Origin of the sequence: Flagellimonas flava (assembly GCF_900129665.1) — a bacterium.
GTDB classification, from domain to species: Bacteria; Bacteroidota; Bacteroidia; order Flavobacteriales; family Flavobacteriaceae; genus Flagellimonas; species Flagellimonas flava.
Map to the genome: position 1 here is coordinate 310,568 of NZ_FQWL01000002.1, position 20,558 is coordinate 331,125.

Sequence of the window (20,558 nt, forward strand, 5' to 3'; positions counted from 1 at the left end):
TTAACCGACCTCCAAACTTTGGCGGACCGTGCTGCGGTCCGCTTTTTTTTATTTCCCCACTTGAAAGATGAAAGACTCCAATGGGTCGAGTTGGACCTTGAAATAACCTATTCCATTTTTAACGGAAAGATTTGCGTCCACCCTATTATACAACGCATCCTTTAGTTGATAAACATCTTTCCCCAATTTCCATTTATCAACCACGTCAGGAGGAAGTTTAAGCTCAAAATCATAACTTTCCCCAGCATCGAAATTGGACACGATAATGAGCTGCTCATCTTTTGACCATCTAACGAAGGATAACACTCTATGGTCATAGCCCGTTGTATGTTCCTTGTTATAGAAATGAATTTCTTGATAGTCTCCCATCAATGCTTCGCTAGTACTGGTAAAATTGAGAAGTCTTTTATAAAAATCCCGCAAGGCCTTTTCATCATCCGAAAGCTGTCCTCCATCAAATTTTCTTTCATTTACCCATCGCTGATGATGCGGAACACCAATGTAATCAAAAATGGAGGTCCGTGACGGTTTTCCAAAACCAGCATCCTCTGCCCCTGGTTCTCCTACTTCCTGACCAAAATAAATCATGGTCGGCGAGGTACTTAAGGTTGCGGAAACTACCATGGCAGGCTTGCCCAGCTCAGACTTACCGGCAAATTCCGGACTAGCTATTCTTTGTTCATCATGATTTTCCAAAAAATGGAGCATATGGTGCTCAATATCTGCCATTCCTTTTTGAACCACGGGAATATGGTCGGTCCATCCATATCCCTTCATGATGTGCTTAATGCTATCGTACAGTTCTACCTTGTCATAGAGGTAATCCATCTTACCTTTATGAATGTAATCCCTATACAGCCCAGGATTGTATACTTCCGCGAGTAAGAATGCTTCCGGGTTCTTAGCTTTGATATGTGAGTTCAGGTAGCTCCAGAATTCTACAGGTACCATTTCGGCCATGTCGTAGCGAAACCCATCTACCCCTAGATCCAGCCAATACAATGCAATATCCTTGAATTTATCCCACGAATTGGGCACTTGTTTATCCTGCCAGAACTCAAAATGATCTTTAGGGCCTTTTGCATCAAAACCATCCGGCAGTTCATCAAAATCTTTACCACCATCTGGTCTTACCCCATAGTTCACCTTAACCGTTTCATACCAATCACTAAAATTGGGGCGCGCCAACCGAGAACCATTGCCGGTCCATTTTGCGGGATTTTCCTGAAAGGCGCTATCGGCAAGTTGATGGGCCTCACCGCCCAAGGGCAAATAACCCTCTTCCCATTGTGGTACTTCGAATGGGGTGTCGGGGATATAATAGAAATTGTTATCGACCTGGTATTCTTGTCCAACCTGATCCGTCTCTCCAAAATCTTGAATCCCTTCTGGATTGGTTAGACCCTCATAGTTTCGGGCCACATGATTTGGAACAATATCGATTATCACTTTCATTCCGGCAGCATGGGTCCGTTCCACCAAAGCTTTGAATTCCTGCAGTCTTTTTGTGGGGTCTTGCGCCAAATCCGGGTTTACATTATAGTAATCCTTGACCGCATAAGGCGAACCGGCACGACCCTTAACCACATCCGGGTCATCATTGGAGATACCATAAGCCGTATAGTCATTAATCAAGGCATGGTGCGGCACACCGGTATACCAGATATGTGTAATCCCCAAATCCTTAATTTCACGCAAGGCTTCTTCGGTAAAATCGGCAAACTTGCCCACCCCATTTTCTTCAATGGTCCCCCATGGTTTGTTTGTGGTATTGGTATTTCCAAAAAGTCTGGTAAAGACTTGATAAACAATGGCTTTCTTTTTCATTTTTGGTGTAGTCTTGGCTTCTTGCGGTTTCCGCTCACAGGAAATAAAAACTCCCAATGTAATGCAAAACACAATATGAAGCTTTAGCTTCATGCTTCAATGGTTTTTCCTGGAACCAAAACCACATTCTTTCCATTAACCTTAATGGTCAGGGGCTCTCCTTCGGATATTTCAAAACTGCTGGTTTCTTCGGTAACCGTAATTGTAACAATTTGATTTCTGAAATTGACCCTGAACGTGTACGAATTCCATTGTGTTGGAATTTGAGGACTAAAATTCAGCATATCTTCCGCTACTCTCATCCCTCCAAAACCTTCAACAATGCTCATCCAAGTTCCCGCCATGGAGGTGATGTGAAGCCCTTCTTCCACTTCCTTGTTATAATCATCTAGATCCAACCTTGAAGTTCTTAAATAAAAAGTATAGGCCTGCTCCATACGCCCAAGTTTTGCAGCTTGAATGCTATGCACACATGGAGACAGGGAAGACTCATGTACCGTAAAAGGTTCGTAAAAATCGAAATGCTTTGCCAAGGCCTCATTGCTGAAATGGTCTTCAAAAAAATAAAACCCTTGAAGTACATCTGCCTGCTTTATGTACGGCGAACGAAGTATACGGTCCCAACTCCATTTTTGGTTAATGGGCCTTTCTGATTTATCCAGATCCGGCACTTTAATCATTTCCTTGTCCAAGAAACCATCTTGCTGTAGGTATACTCCATGTTTGTCCGAGAATGGGAAATACATACTCCCGGCTACCTTGGCCCAATCCGAAGTTTCTGGATCTTCCAATTGGGTTTTTGTCATGATTCGCAAATAATCTTCCGGATAATGGTTCTTGACCACCTCTAATTGCTCGAGGGCATAGTCGATACACCATTTTGCCAGATAGTTGGTATACCAATTGTTGTTGACGTTATTTTCGTATTCATTGGGCCCTGTCACCCCAAGCATTACATATTGTTCCTTGTCCACCGAATAGTTCACCCGTTGATGCCAGAACCTTGCAATCCCGATTAGGACTTCCAATCCCATTTTAGGGATATAGCTATAATCTCCAGTATACCTATGATAATTAAAAATAGCAAAGGCAATGGCACCATTCCTATGGATTTCTTCAAAGGTGATTTCCCATTCATTATGGCATTCTTCCCCGTTCATGGTCACCATTGGATAGAGGGCCGCCCCGTTTGAAAATCCTAACTTTTCCGCATTTTCAATAGCTTTTTCAAGGTGATGATAGCGGTATTCCAACAAGCTCCAAGCCACTTCCTGATTTTTGGTCGCCATGTAGAAGGGCAGACAATAGGCTTCTGTATCCCAATATGTACTTCCCCCGTATTTCTCCCCTGTAAATCCTTTTGGTCCGATGTTCAACCTTGAGTCCTTTCCCAAATACGTTTGGTTCAATTGAAAAATATTGAAGCGAATTCCCTGTTGCGCCTTCACGTCCCCTGCAATGGTGATATCGCTCATTTTCCAAATCTTGGCCCAGGCATCTTTTTGTTTTTCCAACAACCCATCAAACCCAATCTGCATTGCCTTGTCCAAAATACTTTTAGCTGTGGCAACCAGTTCCGACTTCCCGTGGTTTCTTGAGACCGTATAACCTCCAAATTTGGTCAGGGAGATACTACTCCCCTTTGAAACCTGCTGGTCATACGCCAAGGATACAAGATTCTCAGTTTTGTTTCCGGAATTGGAAATCACAGCTTTACCGTTATAAGCTACCATGGTTTGCATATAGGTGCAGGTGGCAAATTCGGTCTTCATGGTGTGCGCCTCTATGAAGCCTTGGTCCTTGTCCATAGAGACCGCCGTTGTATTCCAAAATTTATCGTCCCAGTTGCTGTCCTCATTGGTAATTCCACTGTCCAAATAAGGTCTGAAAGTAACTTCGATATCTTGATTTATGGCAGTAACCTCATACTTAATAGCTCCAAGTTCATCCAAATCCAGGCTTAAAAATCGGGTTGCGACTACCGAAATTTGTTCGCCACTTGGCATTTCCGCACTAAAGCTCCGTTTGTACCAACCTTCCTTCATGTTTAGCTCTCTTCTGAAGTCTTGAACAGAGGTGCAAGTATTTAAATCGAGCTGTTTGCCATTTATCACTACCTCAATGCCAATCCAATTTGGTGCATTGAGTACCTTGGCAAAGTATTCGGGATAGCCATTTTTCCACCATCCCACACGTGTTTTGTCTGGGTAATATACCCCAGCGATATAACTCCCTTGGAAGGTTCCCCCCGAGTAATTCTCTTCAAAATTGGCACGCTGGCCCATGGCCCCATTTCCAATACTGAATAAACTTTCTGAAGATTTGATTCTTTCTTTGTCAAACCCCTCTTCTACAATGGACCAAGCATCCGGCTTAATATAATCCTGGTTCATAAGCTAGTCTTATGTTGATTGCAATTTTTTAGATGTTCCAAGTTTGGCTTTTCAGCCAAGGTGCAAACTTAATTAATTGTAGAATCACGCACCACCAAAGTAGGCTCTAAAATTTTGGTTTGATATGTTTCCTCCTCTGCCTCGCTCTCTACCTTGTCTATTAGCATTTGGGCAGAAATTTCACCCATTTTTTGACCATGTTGCGCAACTACGGTCAGGCTTGGGTAAGCGTATTGGGAGAGGAAGCCGTCAGTGAAGCCAATGAAGGACATATCTTCTGGGATCCGCAAGCCCCTTTTTTGGGCCAAGCGCATGCTGAATACGGCAAATATCTCGTTGACACATAACACGGCGTCCAAATCCGTGGAATCGAAGAAATCCTTTATGAGTTCTTCATCCATATCCATGGAAGATAGTTTCAACATTCGGGATTCGTCCACCTCAATACCATGCTCCATGAGGGCCTTTTTATAACCTTCGGTTCGAGCCCGACTAACGCTTAGATAATCCGCTGTGGTAATAATACCGATTTTCTTCCTCCCTTGATCGATCATCTTCTTGGCCGCCATATAGGCTCCCAATTGATCATCAATAACCACCTTGTCACATTCAATTTCATTGGTTATGCGGTCTACAAGCACCACTGGTATTCCTTGTTCGGTAACCTCCTTTAAGTGATTATAATCATTTTTCTTTTGGGTTTCAGAAGAAAGAGACATGATAAAACCATCAATACTTCCATTAGCCAACATTTCCATATTGATAACCTCCCTATCAAATGATTCATCAGAGGAACATACTATAACATTGTACCCTCTTGCATTGGCATACTTTTCTATTCCTCTTATAACGGTTGTAAAAAAGTGATGTACAATATCTGGAATAACCACCCCAATGTTCTTTGTCCTTTTATTTTTAAGGCTTATGGCTATGTTGTTGGGTCGGTAATTATAAAGTTTTGCAAAAGCTTGGATTTTTTCTTTGGTATCCCGACTGATCTCCTCACTATTTTTCAAGGCCTTTGAAACCGTGGAAATGGAAACTTCAAGTTCCCTTGCAATGTCCTTAAGTGTAATTTTTGCCTTCAATTAGGTTTGAATTTGGTTTGGAAATAATTTTTGAAGTTAGTCAATCTTAATCAGTTGGTTGGCCATGCCAAACTTTTTTAACAAAACCATATGTCAAGCATCATTCCGGGGTGAAATGTGAATTTTTGTTAAATTAGGTAAAAAATAAAAATAGTATATTAGACATTGAGATTGCATATTTAATCATTTCCGGGCAGTAATTTTATGATTTAAGCAATCTTGGCAAAGATGTTTTGACTAACCCGCAAAACATCAAAGTTATCAACACGAAACCGTTTTCGTTATGGGTTGCACTCCACTTAACCGCTGATTAACATTTTTTTTATATATGTTTAACAGATAAGAATTGAAATTAACTCAACTTAAAATTAATTATTTATGAAGATTACGCTACTAAAAAGCATTTTGCTTTCTGGGGCATTTTTATGCTTTGGATTGTCAAAAGCTCAAACGGTATCTGGTACGGTTACGGACGCAACCGGGCCCTTACCGGGAGCAAGTGTTCTTGTTAAGGGAACAACTACTGGTACGCAAACCGATTTTGATGGTAATTATACCCTCGACGGTGTTGATGGTTCCTCAACGTTAGTATTCAGTTATATTGGATACACTACGCTGGAAATTCCGGTTAATGGTCAGTCCACCATTAACGTTACCCTGCAGGAAGATGCACAGGCCTTGGACGAGGTGGTAATCATTGGCTATGGTACCACAACGGTAAAAGATGCAACTGGTTCAGTTGCCGCCGTAACCTCGGAAGACTTTAACGGTGGTGTAATTGCATCTCCAGAACAGTTGATTCAAGGTAAAACGGCAGGTGTTCAAATTACCCAAGCTAGTGGTGCTCCTGGAGACGGGGTTGCTATTAGGATTCGGGGTACGAATTCCGTTCGTTCCAACAACAACCCGTTATTTGTTGTGGATGGTGTTCCATTATCTGGTGCAGATACTTCTCCTGGAAGTGGTGATACCGGTTTGGGAACATCTACTTCATCCAACCCACTTAACTTCTTGAACCCAAGTGATATTGAAAGCATAAGTGTTCTTAAAGATGCTTCTGCTACAGCCATCTATGGGTCTAGGGGTGCAAATGGTGTTGTAATCATTACAACAAAGGATGGTAGAGGTAGTACCGGAGGAAGATTTGAATTCTCCTCCACTTTAAGCATCTCTACTCCTGCTGATGAGTATGATTTGCTAGGAAGAGAAGACTTCTTGGATGCTGTTGAGCAGTTTGGCGGAAATCGTGCTGCGCAAGATTTCGGAAACGATGTAGACTGGCAAGATTTCGTGACCAGAACCGTAGCTTCACAAAACCAAAACCTTTCTTATACCAATAATTACGGTAAAGGAAATGTTAGGGCCACCTTCGGTTATGGCAAGCAATTTGGTGTTGTTGAGAATTCTGACTTGGAAAGAATTACGGGTCGTATCAACGCAACACATCGCTTTTTAGACGATAAATTAACCTTGAACTTGCAAGGAACTGTTTCCCGAGTAAACGAGCAAAGAGCCCCAATTAGTGGTAGTGCCGGATTTAACGGTGACCTTTTGGGTGCTGCTTACTCTGCCAATCCTACATGGCCAACTGATCCAGAATTTTCAGCAGCTGGTGGTTTATTAAGTCCTGCCACTCTATTAGAAGAAACAAGGACTATGAGCAATGTGGACAGAATGCTGATCAACGGCTCCATAGAATATAAATTCACTCCAGAACTAACTGGAAAAATTAATTTAGGTTACGACAAATCTGAAGGTGAGACCTTTGCCCTTTCGACAAGAGACGCCATCAATGTTGGTAGAAACGTGTTAGGAAATGGTCGGGGTAACTTCAATACGCTGGATTTAGAAAACAGACTTATTGAAGCCACTTTGAACTATAGAAAGGAGTTTGAAAATTCCTATGTAGATGCAATTGTTGGTTACTCTTTCCAAGATTTCGGAACCAGCGGACGTAATGTTGAAGGATTTGGTTTCTCTACTTCCGAATTCAACCAAATGGAATCGGACATGAGAACTTCAGTTGAGAGTACACAAGCTGAAATAGATGGTCGTTTCCAGCAGTTTGGATACGATCCTAGATCATCTGATATTGTAGTTAACAGATTGACTCCAACTGTATCTTCGGATAATATTGGGGCTGGAAGCTCTCTGCGTTTGGTACGTTCCATTGCCGCAGATACCTTTGACAACACTGACGAATTACAATCCTTCTTTGCAAGGGTAAACTATACCTTGAACGATAAGTATCTATTCACAGCTACAGTAAGGGCTGATGGATCTTCCCGCTTTGGTGGTAACAACCAATATGGGTACTTCCCTTCTGGTGCCTTTGCTTGGAAATTGCATGAAGAAGATTTCATAGGTGATGCTTTCTCCACCTTGAAATTGAGACTTGGTGCCGGTATTACAGGTAACCAAGAAGGACTTGGATATGGCCAGTTTATTCGTCGTGAGCGATTTGGCGCCCCATCCATTAATGATGATGGTGAATTTGTACCACCAGGTGTTTCTCCTGTAACTTTTGCAAATCCTGATTTGAAATGGGAGGAAACTTTGGATTTCAACGTAGGATTGGATTTCGGGTTTAACGATGATAAGGTAACCGGTAGTGTTAACGTTTATCGCAAAGAAACCACTGACCTTCTTCTAAACATTGAAGCAGCTCAGCCTTCTCCACAACCAAGATTCTTTGAAAACTTGGATGCTACCTTGATTAACCAAGGTGTGGAATTTGAGATAAATGTTGATTGGTTAGAAGCGGAAGATGCTTCATTTTCCACCGCATTCAACATTGCATATAACGACAATGAGCTTCAAGATTTTGATGGGCAGATTCCCGCAGGTACTATCCGTGGACAGGGTCTATCTCTGGCATTTGCTCAAATTTTGGCTGGAAACCAGCCATTGTTCTCCTACTTCCTAAGGGAGTTTGAAGGATTTGACAGCAATGGTCTTCCATTGGGCGATGTCCAAACCTTTGTTGGAGAAGATGCATTACCAGATATCAATGCAGGTCTATCTTTGAATCTTGCAGTTAAGAACTGGGATTTCGCAGCATACTTTGCTGGGCAGTTCGGTTTCTCTGTGTATAACAACACAAGAAATGCCTTCTTTACTGCCGGTTCTATCGGAAATGCAAGAAACGTAACACCTGAGGTTCTAACTAGTGGTGAAAGCAATCTTGCTTCCGCTCCAGTATCTACAAGATTCCTTGAAAGTGGTGATTTCGTAAGATTGCAAAATGCATCCGTGGGTTATACCGTCCCATTAAGTGGAGATGGAGCCCTTAAGAGCTTGAGATTCTCCGTTACTGGACAAAACCTATTCTTGATAACCGACTATAGTGGTCTAGACCCTGAAATTAGCGTTCAACCTGGAACACCTAACAACGGGGTAAGTGACTTATTGAACGGAATTCCAACCGCTGGAATAGACTATACATCCTTTCCAAGACCAAGAACTGTTACTTTTGGCTTAAACGCCACATTCTAAACAAAAAAATTGAAAAGATGAAAAGAAGAAATCGATTTAAGTTAATGGTGCCGATTGCGTTAAGCGTCGCACTAGCAGTTTCCTGTACCAATTTGGAAATAGAGGAAACGGATTCGAACTTTCCTGAAGAATCCGGTGACGGGTTTGCGGGATTAACAGCGGAAGCTGCCGCCAGTCAGCTTGATGGGCTTTATAATGATCTAAATGGTCATTTCGGAGATCAAGCTAACTATTATGCATTAACCCAGGTGTCAACCGACGAACAGTTAGTACCCACAAGAGGTACCGACTGGGGTGACAACGGTATTTGGAGGACATTGCACCAACATACTTGGGATGCTTCCCACCAATACGTATTAAATACGTGGAACCAGTTCAACCAGAATGCTTTTAGAGCATCCGAGGTAATTGATTCCAGAAGTTCATCGGCAGCCAACGTAGTTGCTGGAGCTCAATTTGTGAGAGCTTTGAGCATGTGGGTTATCTTGGATCTTTACGGACAAGTACCTTTTAGAGAGGTAGACGAAGGTCCAGAGGTAAATCCAAGAGTATTGACCCGGGTAGAAGCAATGGATTTTGTGATTGCTGACTTGGAAGCTGCCATTACTGGTCTTCCAACCGCTGCCGCACCTAGTGGTGACGCGAATGCAGTTGCTTCCAAAGCTGCCGCACGCTTCCTTTTGGCCCGTGTATTGCTGAACAAGCACATCTATAATGGTTCTGGCACTCCAGATTCAGCAGATATGAACCGAGTTATTTCCTTAGTGGACGAAATCGCTGCGGAAGGATATGACCTTCAGGATGGCTATTTCAATATCTTTAGAGATACTCCTGATACGGAAACCATTTGGTATTTACCAACCTCGGTAGGTAACCGAATTTTCAACGGCCTGCACTACAACTCAACTGAAATCAGCGGTGGTGGCTGGAACGGATTCAGCACGCTAGCCGAATTCTATGACATGTTTGAAGGTGACCCAAGCAACAACCGTGGAGGACATGATGGTACTTTTGACGATGGACAGGAAGAAAGAAGAGGTTTTGTACCCAACGGAGGTGTTCCTTTCACAGATGCCGAAGGTACAGAAGATGGCAATGATGATGGTTTTGAAGATGGTTCCAATGTTGGTCTAGGTTTCTTGATTGGTCAGCAGTACAATACGGATGGATCTAAGATCAAAGACCGTCCAGGTAATGATTTGATTTTCACCAAGGACTTTCCTGGGTTGGTTGGTAACAACGAAAGAACAGGTATCCGTGTTCAGAAGTATGCCGCTCGCTTTGGTGCTTTCAACAGTCATGAAATCATCTTTAGATATGCAGATGCACATTTGATGAAAGCTGAGGCAATGATGCGTAGTGGAGGTGATCCAACAGCAATGGTAAATGAGTTGAGAACACTAAGAAATGCTACTCCTCTTGGAAGTGTTTCGGAAGCTGATTTATTGGCTGAAAGAGGTAGAGAGTTATATATTGAATTTGTGAGAAGGGGCGATATGATTCGTTTCGGACAGTTTACAAGAGATTGGGAGTTTAAAGATCCTGCCTCTGTAGGCGATGCAACTAAAGAGTTGTACCCGATTCCTAACAACGCTTTACTTTCAAACCCAAATTTGGTTCAAAATCCTGGCTACTAGGAATTAGCTAAATATAACCCAAGAAAAACCCGCTCGGTTGAGCGGGTTTTTTATTTCAGTCTTCAGAACAACCTAGTGGGCATTAAAGGACTAAGGCCAAGTGTCCCCTGAATGGTCAATCTCTCCTTCAAGAACATCAATAAATCAATGAAGGCAAAAACCTTAAACATTAACGATTTCGACTTTCCTAGTTCCTGCAGGAATAGTTATCTTTCCCCTTATTTTCTTGGATCATGAGAGGATTGTTTTGGGTCGTAATGGGTATCCTTTTTTTTGGTGTAAGCTGTTCCAAAAACAAGCCTAAGACCTTGTTCAAAACCATCTCATCCAATCACAGCGGAATAACTTTTGTAAACCAGCTCACCCCCACTCCCGAACTCAATATTTTAAATTACCTCTATTATTACAATGGCGCAGGTGTGGTAGCGGGTGATTTCAACAACGATGGGCTTCAAGACCTTTACTTCACTTCAAATCAAGGTGCGGACAAGCTCTATTTAAATCAAGGTGACTTTCGCTTCAAAGACATCACAAACATCTCTGGAATTGACAACATCTCTGGCTGGACCACCGGAGCAACACACATAGATATTAATCATGATGGATTATTGGACATTTACATTTGTAAGGTGGGCGGATATCGAGAACTTGAAGGCAAAAATTTGCTGTTCATAAATCAAGGTATAGATGGCGACGGTGTCCCTAGTTTTATAGAAGAAGCCTCTAAATATAATCTTGATTATTCCGGGTTTTCTACAAAAGCTGCTTTTTTTGATTATGACCTGGATGGTGATTTGGATATGTACCTGCTCAACCATTCGGTAAACCCCAATCGCTCCTACGGAAGAGGCTCCAAAAGGGAATCTTTCGACAAACAATCGGGGGATATCCTATTTCGTAACAGTGGTGGTTATTTTGAAGATGTCTCACAAGATGCGGGAATATTTCAAGGCACCATAGGGTACGGCCTAGGACTATCCATAAGTGACATTAATTCCGATGGCTACCCGGATATTTATGTGGGAAACGACTTCTTCGAAAACGATTATCTCTACCTTAACCAAGGAGATGGGACCTTCAAGGAATTGATTTCCGAATCGCAAAACAGATTGGGGCATACTTCCCATTATTCCATGGGAAACGACATTGCCGATATTAATAATGATGGACTTACCGACATTGTCTCCTTAGATATGCTACCTGAAAATCTTGAGAGCTACAAAACCTCCGGATTGGAGTACCCATACCCCATCTATCAGCAATATCTCAAAAATGGCTTTGCACCACAATTCATGCAAAACACCTTGCATCTTAATGCCAACGGAGACAACTTCAGTGAAATTGCACATATGAGCGGGATTAATGCGACGGAATGGTCCTGGGGAGCATTACTCCAAGATTTTGACAATGATGGGCTCAAGGATGTTTTCATCTCCAATGGAATAAGAGGGGCTACCAACGATATGGATTTTATAAGCTTTATAGCTAACGAGAAAATCCAAAAACAGCTAGAGGGAGGAATGACAAAGAAAGAAATGGCCTTCATAACCGAAATTCCGGAAAAGAAAGTTCCCAACTATTTTTATAAGAACAATGGTGACCTAACCTTTTCCGATGTCACGCAATCTTGGCTGACAAAAGAGGGTTCTTTTAGTAATGGGTGTGCGTACGTGGATTTGGACAACGATGGCGATTTGGATATCGTGGTCAATAATGTGGATCAAGAGGCATATGTCTTAGAAAATACGCTGGATAAAAGTAGTAAGAACCACTCATTACAGATTCGCTTACAAGGAGCACGCCAAAATCCTAATGGAATTGGAGTCAAGGCAATTGCCTATACAAAACAAGGTACGATTGCGGTAGAGAATTTTGTGAGCAAGGGTTATTTGTCAGCCGTACCCCATACTGTACATCTTGGTATTGGAAAAGACTCCATTTTGGACTCTCTAAAAATTGTTTGGCCCAATGGAAAATATCAGGTTTTACCCAATATAAAGTCGGGGAACCTGAAACTTAAGATTGGCAATGCGAACAAAGACTTTTACACCCAAAACCCTACTCAAATTCCTAGGATGTTTAACGCCTGGGACAGCATTATCAACTTTCGCCATAAGGAACAACAAACTTTGGATTTTGACAGGGACCCATTGGTTCCTTTTTCACATTCCAATGAAGGCCCTTGCATTTCAATAGCGGATGTCAACAATGACAAACTAGAAGATATTTTCATCAGCGGAGCAAAACTTCAACCTTCCAAGCTATTTTTTCAACAAAAAAATGGAACTTTCTCCCAAGCACAAGCTGAGGTATTTGATGAAGATAAAATCAGCGAGGATATTTCCCATATCTTTTTTGATGCGGATAATGACCAAGATTTGGATCTGTTGGTCGTAAGCGGTGGCAATGAATTCCTCACAGGTTCTGCTTTGCAACCTCGACTATATCTCAACACAAAAGGGATGCTAACCCGGGACACAGTTCAATTCAAGGATATCCAAATCAATGCCTCCAAAGTCGTTGCTGAAGACATTGATAACGATGGGGACCAAGATATTTGCATTGTCTCCAATCAAGTTGCCGGTAAGTTTGGTGATACGCCAAAACAATACATCTTTACCAATGATGGACATGGGGCTTTTTCGGATATCACTAAAAGCTTTGCTTCAGAATTAGCTTCATATGGCAATATAAAAGATATGCTATGGAAGGATTTAGATCAGAATGGATTCCCAGATTTGATTGTGGCTGGGCACTGGACTCCAATTACCATTTTTCTAAACGATGGAAAGCAGTTGAAAAAGCAGCAAAACAACGGCTTGGAACACACCAACGGGTGGTGGAACACCATTGAAATGGCCGATTTAGATCAAGATGGGGATTTAGATATTTTAGCTGGAAATTGGGGCTTAAACACAAAATTCAGGGCCACTAAGGAACAACCGATTACATTATACCGTAGCGATTTTGACGAAAATGGTTCCATAGAAACCTTGGTCACCCATTATCACGGAAGCAAGGAAACCGCTTTCGCATCCAAAGATGAACTGGCCAAACAAATGCCCATTCTGAACAAAAAGTTTCTGCGTTATAAAGATTTTGCCAAAGCCACTATCCAAGAGCTTTTTGGAAGGCAAAAGCTGGAAAATGCGCAAAAAAAACATGTCACACTGCTAACCACCTCTTATTTTGAAAATGACGGAAAAGGTTCATTTTCAATGAAGGAACTTCCAAAAATCGTGCAGGCATCCTCTATCAATGATATTTTTATCAACGATATCGATGGAGATGGGCATTTGGACGCATTATTAGTGGGCAATAATTTTGAGATAAGTACGCAACTTGGTAGATTAGACGCCTTGCATGGGTTGTATTTAAAAAATGACGGAAACGGCAATCTCTTATGGAAAGAAAACTTGAACATTTCCGGGGCTGCCAGAAAAATTGAACAATTAACTATTAAGGGGAAACCACATTTTGTCGTTACTCGAAACAACGATTTCCCCGTCTTTTTAGTCAAAAACTAAACAAAATGAAACTCAACTATATCGCCGCATGCCTTGTGCTGCTATTGGGAGCATGCGCTGAAAAAAGTGATAAAAACATAGACGAAGGGAAACAAGAAACCTTGTTTACACTCTTACCTTCGGAGGAAACAGGGGTTGATTTTATAAATCACGTAGAGAATCAGAAGAACTTTAACATCTTCAAATACCGAAATTTTTATAACGGTGGTGGGGTAGCTATTGGTGACATCAACAACGATGGCCTTTCAGATATTTATCTTACGGGCAATATGGTGGCCAATCGCCTGTACCTGAATAAAGGGGATTTCAAATTTGAGGATATCTCCGAAAGTGCTGGTGTAACTGGTAACAAACCTTGGTCAACAGGTGTGGTAATGGTTGATATCAATCAGGATGGGTTATTGGACATCTATGTCAGTAATGCCGGAAATCTGGAGGGAAACAATCATGATAACGATCTCTATATCAATAACGGCGACCTTACATTTACCGAAAAAGCCCATGATTTCAATCTGGCCAAAACCGGATTTACCACACACACCTCTTTTTTCGACTATGACAAGGATGGTGATTTAGATGTCTACATCCTGAACAATAGTAATATTCCCGTAAGCAGTTTGGGCTATGCCGAACAGAGAGGGGTTCGTGCTCAAGACTGGGAAGGGGTTCCCCATATTTTTAGGGGTGTTGGGGACATGTTGATGAGAAACGATAACGGGAAGTTTGTAGATGTAAGTGAGGAAGCGGGAATCTACGGGAGTCTTATCGGATTTGGTTTGGGTGTTCTGGTGACCGATTTCAATCAGGACTTGTATCCTGACATTTATGTGTCCAACGATTTTTACGAGCGGGACTACTTATACATCAACCAAAAAGATGGGACCTTCAGCGAAGAAATCAAAGATTGGACTTCCCACCTGAGCTTGTCGGCCATGGGAATCGACATTGCGGACATCAACAATGATGGATTAAACGATATTTTCATTACGGATATGTTACCGGAGCCTGAGGAACGAGTAAAATCTGTAATGGAGTTTGAAGGGTATAATATTTTCGAACTAAAACAAAGCAAGGACTTTTTCCAACAGTATATTCAAAACACATTACAGCTCAACAATGGAAATGGCACCTTTTCCGAAGTTGCCTATTACAGCGGAATTGATGCCACGGATTGGAGTTGGGCCGGCCTTATGTTCGATATGGACAATGATGGTCTTCGGGATATCTTCGTAACCAACGGAATCAACCATGATCTTACAGATTTGGATTTTGTAGATTTCTTTGCCAATGAAATCATTCAGAAAATGGCACTTACGGGACGCAAGGAGTCCATAGATTCCATTATCAGCAAAATGCCGATTAAGCCACAACCCAACTATGCTTACAAGAACAATGGCGATATCACTTTTAAAAATGCCAATAAAGAATGGGGGTTTGAGCTACCCACCCGCTCCAACGGCGCCGCATATGGGGATTTGGATAACGATGGGGATTTGGACATGGTCATCAACAATGTAAATACCGAAGCTTTTATCTATAAAAACAATACGGATACCCAGCTGGAAAACAACTACATCCAGTTAGCCTTTAAAGGGCCCGAAAGCAACCCCTTTGCCGTGGGAACATTGGCACAATTTTATTTTGATGGCAACATTGTTAACCAAGAACTGATTCCCTCTCGCGGATTCCAATCCTCTATGGATTATGGAATGACCCTGGGACTTGGAAAAGTAGAGATTTTGGACTCCATACGAATTATTTGGCCAGATGACCGTACCCAAAAACTGGAACAGGTAAAGGCCAACCAAAAACTTGTTCTCAATTATTCGGAATCAACTGAGACCTATGTTTTGCCTAACATAAGGGCCAATAAAACGTTCATCAAGGAATTGGACTCCAAAGTACTTGTCGCCCATGAAGAGGACCATTACAACGACTTTGATTATGAAGGTCTTATCTACAAAAAATTATCCCAAGAAGGGCCATCATTGGCCGTGGGTGACGTTAATGGTGATGGCAACGAGGATTTTTATATCGGAGGGGCCAAAGGCCAAACAGGAGTTATCTATTTACACCGCGGTAACGGTCAACTTCAACAAAAAGGTTCCCGATCTTTTGAAAGTGATGCGGAGCATGAAGATGTCGCAGCCTCTTTTTTTGATGCGGACGGCGATGAGGACCTGGATCTCATTGTAGGATCGGGAGGAAACAATGTGGGTTCGCAGCGCACTTATCGGGCAAGGCTTTACTTAAATGATGGTAATGGGAATTTCACCGCATCTGAGCAAGAGTTGCCCTCCACTTTTAAAAACATTTCCACTATTGCACCATACGATTTTGACGGCGATGGAGATATGGATGTGTTTGTCGGCTCTCGCAGCGTGGTCGGTGTATACGGTATCTCCCCAGATCATGTTTTCTTGGAGAATAAGGGCAATGGTGTTTTTGCCAATGCAACTGAACGTTTGGCTTTCGATTTAAAAAATGCCGGGATGGTAACCGATTCCAAATGGGTCGATGTTGATGGCGATAACAAAAAGGATTTGGTCATAACCTCCGAATGGGATACTCCAAAAATTTACAAAAACTCAGGAAGAAGACTTTCCAAACTAACCTCTTCCTTGGATAGCTTATTTGGCTGGTGGAATACAGTTGAAGCAGCAGATTTGGATAACGATGGTGACCAAGACTTTATTTTAGGAAACCAGGGTCTCAACTCGCATTATCAGCCTTTCGAATATCAACCCATGAAAATTTGGATCAACGATTTTGATAACAATGGCACTATCGAGCAAATCGTTACCCAGCACTACAATGGAGGTGACTATCCCATCCACCAGAAAAGGGAATTAACCGAACAATTGGTATCACTTAAAAAGGAGAACCTTAAGGCATCTGACTATGCCAAGCGCACCATTCACGAGCTTTTTTCCAAGGAAGTGATGGATAAATCCATCGTAAAACAGGTGACTGTTTCGGCTTCCGTTATGGCCATCAATGAAGGTGGTGGAAAATTTAGCATTCAACCCTTACCTGCACGCGCACAACTGTCTTGCGTATGTGATATCACCTGTGCGGATGTGAACAATGATGGCAACCTTGATCTGATTATGGCCGGTAACAATTTTGAGTTCAAACCCCAATTCTCAAGATTGGATGCTAGCTATGGTAATCTCCTACTAGGTGATGGCAAATTAGGCTTTGCATGGCAAAATTATAACGACAGTGGCTTTGCCATCAAGGAAGAAGTTAAGTATTTGGAGCAGCTGACCGACAAAAACGGCAAACGCTATCTGATAGCAGCCATTAACAATGAAAAACCAAAGATTTTTGCCATTGATGAATAGGTTACTACTTGTATTGATTTGTTCAACTCTGGTTCTAGGGTGTAAGAAAGGTGGGGATTTATTCGAAACTCCTGATTCAAACAGCACTGGAATAGACTTTACCAATCGCATTGAGCAATCCAATGACCTCAGCATTTTAGATTATCTCTATTTTTACAATGGTGGTGGCGTGTCTGTTGGAGATATCAATAATGATGGGCTACCCGATATCTTTTTCTCAGGAAATCAGGTCAAGAACAAACTCTATTTAAATAAAGGGAACCTCAAATTTGAAGATATTTCGGAGGTGGCCGGAGTGGAGGGCAACAGCTCTTGGAATACCGGAACTGTAATGGCCGATGTGAACGGTGATGGTTTGCTCGATATCTACGTATGCGCTGTGGTTGGTATCAATGGGTTCAATGGGTATAACGAGCTGTATATTAATAACGGGGATAACACATTTTCGGAACAAGCGGCCAGATATGGCTTGGATTTCGATTCCTATAGCTCCAACGCTGCATTTTTTGATTATGACCTTGATGGTGATTTAGACCTTTATTTATTAAACCATGCCGTACATACCCAAAATTCTTTTGGAAGATATGATCTTAGACATGAACGCAACTTTGAGACCGGCGACAAACTCCTTCGCAACGATGGAGGTAAATTTGTTGATGTAAGTGAGACCGCAGGCATCTATGGTGGCGTTAATGGATACGGTCTGGGTTTGGCTATTTCAGACTTTAACCTTGATGGGTTCCCGGATATCTACGTAGGCAATGATTTTCATGAAGATGACTACTACTATCTCAACAATGGCGACGGCACCTTCACAGAAAGTCTAAAGCAATACTTTGGGCATACCAGTAGGTTCTCTATGGGAAGTGATGTAGCGGATATTAATGGCGACGGGCGACCAGACCTTATTTCCCTGGATATGTTGCCCGAGGATGAGGTTGCACTCAAGTCCTCTGAAGGAGATGACAATATCCAAACCCAAAAACTTCGCATCCAACAATACGGATATCACTATCAGTTTACCCGAAACATGCTTTTCCTCAATCAGCCTGATGGAAATTATATGGAAACCGCATTAATGAGCGGGATTTCCGCAACAGATTGGAGTTGGAGCGCCTTGTTTGGGGATTATGATCAAGATGGGAAACAAGATCTTTTTATCTCCAACGGAATCCCGAAAAGGCCCAACGACCTTGATTTTATAAATTTTGTGTCCAGCGAGCAGATCAAAAATAAAATTGACAATACCAAGTTGGTCGATCAGGAAGCCTTGGATTTAATGCCGTCCGGGAATGTTGCCAATTATATTTTCCAAGGTTCCGAAGGGGTTACTTTTTCTGATATGTCAGGAAAATGGATTACAAAGGATACCATCATTTCAGGGGCCACAGCGATGGGAGATTTGGACGGCGACGGTGACCTTGACCTTGTGACCAACAACCTTAACTCTCCCGCCACGCTTTACATCAACAAAACGGGATCTAAATCCAACTACGTTAAACTTAAGATTCAGTTTTCCGAAAACAATCGTTTTGGAATTGGGGCCAAGGTATACGCTTACAACAAAGGTGAAATTCAGTTAAAGGAATTATTCCCATCGCGTGGTTTCCAAGCCTCCTCGGAACCTATGATACACTTTGGTTTCGGCAGGTCTGAACAGATAGATTCCATAAAAATTATATGGCCAGATAGAACGTATCAACTCCTCAAGGATGTGGATGTAAATCAGACCTTGACCATTTCCCCGAAGGGGACCCAACCTTTCAATTATAATCCAGCCAAGTCGAACGGTGAACTGCTATTTACTGCCGTTCCCAACAACTTGGGCTTTGACTTTAACCATGAAGAGGATAATTATACCGATTTCAATCGCGAAAAGCTCATTCCGTATCAGATATCGGATAGGGGGCCAGCTTTTGCCTTGGGAGATATCAATAACGATGGGACTATCGATATTTTGGTAGGGGGCTCAAAGTTCACTCCATTTAAAACCTATATACAGCAAGATTCCGTGTTTATCAATCAGCGATTCAATACAGTGGAAAACGACTCCATTAAGGAAACCGTTTCCGCTGTTATTGCTGATTTAAACAACGACAATAAAAATGACCTGTTCCTTACTTCGGGGGGAGGAGACTTTTTTGGAAACTCAGAAGCTTTGCTGGATGCTTATTATCAAAGAAACGATTCCACGTTTTCAAAACAGAAACTTCCTGAGTTCTTTCAAAACTCTTCCGTGGTGAAACCTATGGATTTTGATGGAGATGGCGATTTGGACCTTTTTATTGGCGGCCATACGATAACCTCTAGTTTTGGTGCTCCTGCATCCTCCTATCTCTTGGAAAATGACAATGGAAACTTTGAAATCTTCCAAGGATTTGACCAAGATGTTCTGAAGGGGATGGTCACCGATGCACTTTGGGATGATTTCAATGGGGACGGTAAAATCGATCTAATCCTAGTTGGAGAATGGATGTCGCCCAAATTCCTCAGCAACAAGGACGGTACGTTTGCCGAAGTAAACGATTTGGACCTAAAGGGTTTATGGCAACGAATCGCTCCTTTTGACATTGATGGGGATGGCGACACAGACTACCTGCTTGGAAATTGGGGAACCAATTCGAAATTCAAGGCGTCCAAGCAACATCCTATGAAATTGTATTTCAGTGATTTTGATGAAAATGGCCAAACTGAGACCATCACGGCCCTGGAAAAAAATGGAACGTATTATCCTCTTGAAACCTTGGATGGTCTAACCGCACAAATGGTCTCCCTAAAAAAGACCTTTACAAGCTACACTTCCTTTGCAGGTAAGACCATGGACCAATTGTTTTCAAAAGAAGTTATGGAGAAAGCACAAATTTTGGAGGTCAATACCCTAGCTTCCGGGTTTTTAAGGAACAATAAAGGTAATTTCGAATTTGTTCCGTTTGAGAATAACTTGCAAGTAGCCCCACTTATGGCCTTTGCCATTGAAGATTTCGATGGAGATGGCCAGAAAGAAGTTTTATTGGGGGGAAACTATTTTGGGGTAAAACCCTATCATGGCAGGTTGGATTCCTTTCCAGGGGCCTTGCTAAAATCGGAAGAAGAAGTAATTTTGGGGAACCAACTGGGCTTGGATTTTACCAAGAAATCATTGCGTCACCTTGGAGTCCTAACAGTTAACGGGCAAAAATGTTTATTGGCAGTCTTTAATAACGACCGCGCACAAGTATACAAAATCAACAACTAACACCTTGAT

The 20,558-nt window shown here is 42.1% G+C and carries 8 protein-coding genes; 5 read left to right on the top strand and 3 right to left on the bottom strand.

The features are described from left to right. Nucleotides 1–48: 48 nt before the first annotated feature. The 3 genes from BUC10_RS07255 to BUC10_RS07265 all read right to left on the bottom strand — a co-directional run bounded on the left by BUC10_RS07255 (nt 49) and on the right by BUC10_RS07265 (nt 5,308). Nucleotides 49–1,920 (bottom strand): alpha-amylase family protein, encoded by a 1,872-nt coding sequence (locus BUC10_RS07255; protein WP_073177873.1) that lies wholly within the window; start codon nt 1,918–1,920, stop codon nt 49–51. Further along, nucleotides 1,917–4,220, bottom strand: a complete 2,304-nt coding sequence (locus BUC10_RS07260) for a glycoside hydrolase family 65 protein (RefSeq protein ID WP_073177875.1) — start codon at nt 4,218–4,220, stop codon at nt 1,917–1,919. Before BUC10_RS07260 ends, BUC10_RS07255 begins: the two co-directional genes overlap by 4 nt. Nucleotides 4,221–4,288: 68 nt before the next feature. Further along, nucleotides 4,289–5,308, bottom strand: a complete 1,020-nt coding sequence (locus tag BUC10_RS07265) for a LacI family DNA-binding transcriptional regulator (protein WP_073177877.1) — start codon at nt 5,306–5,308, stop codon at nt 4,289–4,291. A 378-nt stretch (nt 5,309–5,686) separates the two neighbouring features. Here BUC10_RS07265 and BUC10_RS07270 point away from each other — a divergent pair, with 378 nt between their 5' ends. The 5 genes from BUC10_RS07270 to BUC10_RS07290 all read left to right on the top strand — a co-directional run bounded on the left by BUC10_RS07270 (nt 5,687) and on the right by BUC10_RS07290 (nt 20,549). Further along, nucleotides 5,687–8,803 carry a SusC/RagA family TonB-linked outer membrane protein gene (locus BUC10_RS07270; protein WP_073177879.1) on the top strand — a complete coding sequence of 1,039 codons (3,117 nt, stop codon included), beginning with the start codon at nt 5,687–5,689 and terminating at the stop codon, nt 8,801–8,803. A gap of 17 nt (nt 8,804–8,820) precedes the next feature. Then, a complete protein-coding gene (locus tag BUC10_RS07275) occupies nt 8,821–10,440 on the top strand; it encodes a RagB/SusD family nutrient uptake outer membrane protein (RefSeq protein WP_073177881.1) in 1,620 nt (539 codons plus the stop codon). 233 nt (nt 10,441–10,673) lie between these two features. Further along, nucleotides 10,674–13,967, top strand: coding sequence for a VCBS repeat-containing protein (locus BUC10_RS07280; RefSeq protein WP_073177883.1), 3,294 nt, complete (start codon nt 10,674–10,676; stop codon nt 13,965–13,967). 5 nt (nt 13,968–13,972) lie between these two features. After that, nucleotides 13,973–17,314 carry a VCBS repeat-containing protein gene (locus BUC10_RS07285; protein ID WP_073177885.1) on the top strand — a complete coding sequence of 1,114 codons (3,342 nt, stop codon included), beginning with the start codon at nt 13,973–13,975 and terminating at the stop codon, nt 17,312–17,314. Continuing rightward, on the top strand, nt 17,307–20,549 hold the full coding sequence (locus BUC10_RS07290) for a VCBS repeat-containing protein (protein ID WP_073178863.1): 3,243 nt from the start codon (nt 17,307–17,309) through the stop codon (nt 20,547–20,549). The genes BUC10_RS07285 and BUC10_RS07290 overlap by 8 nt, the downstream gene beginning before the upstream one ends. Nucleotides 20,550–20,558: the final 9 nt, after the last annotated feature.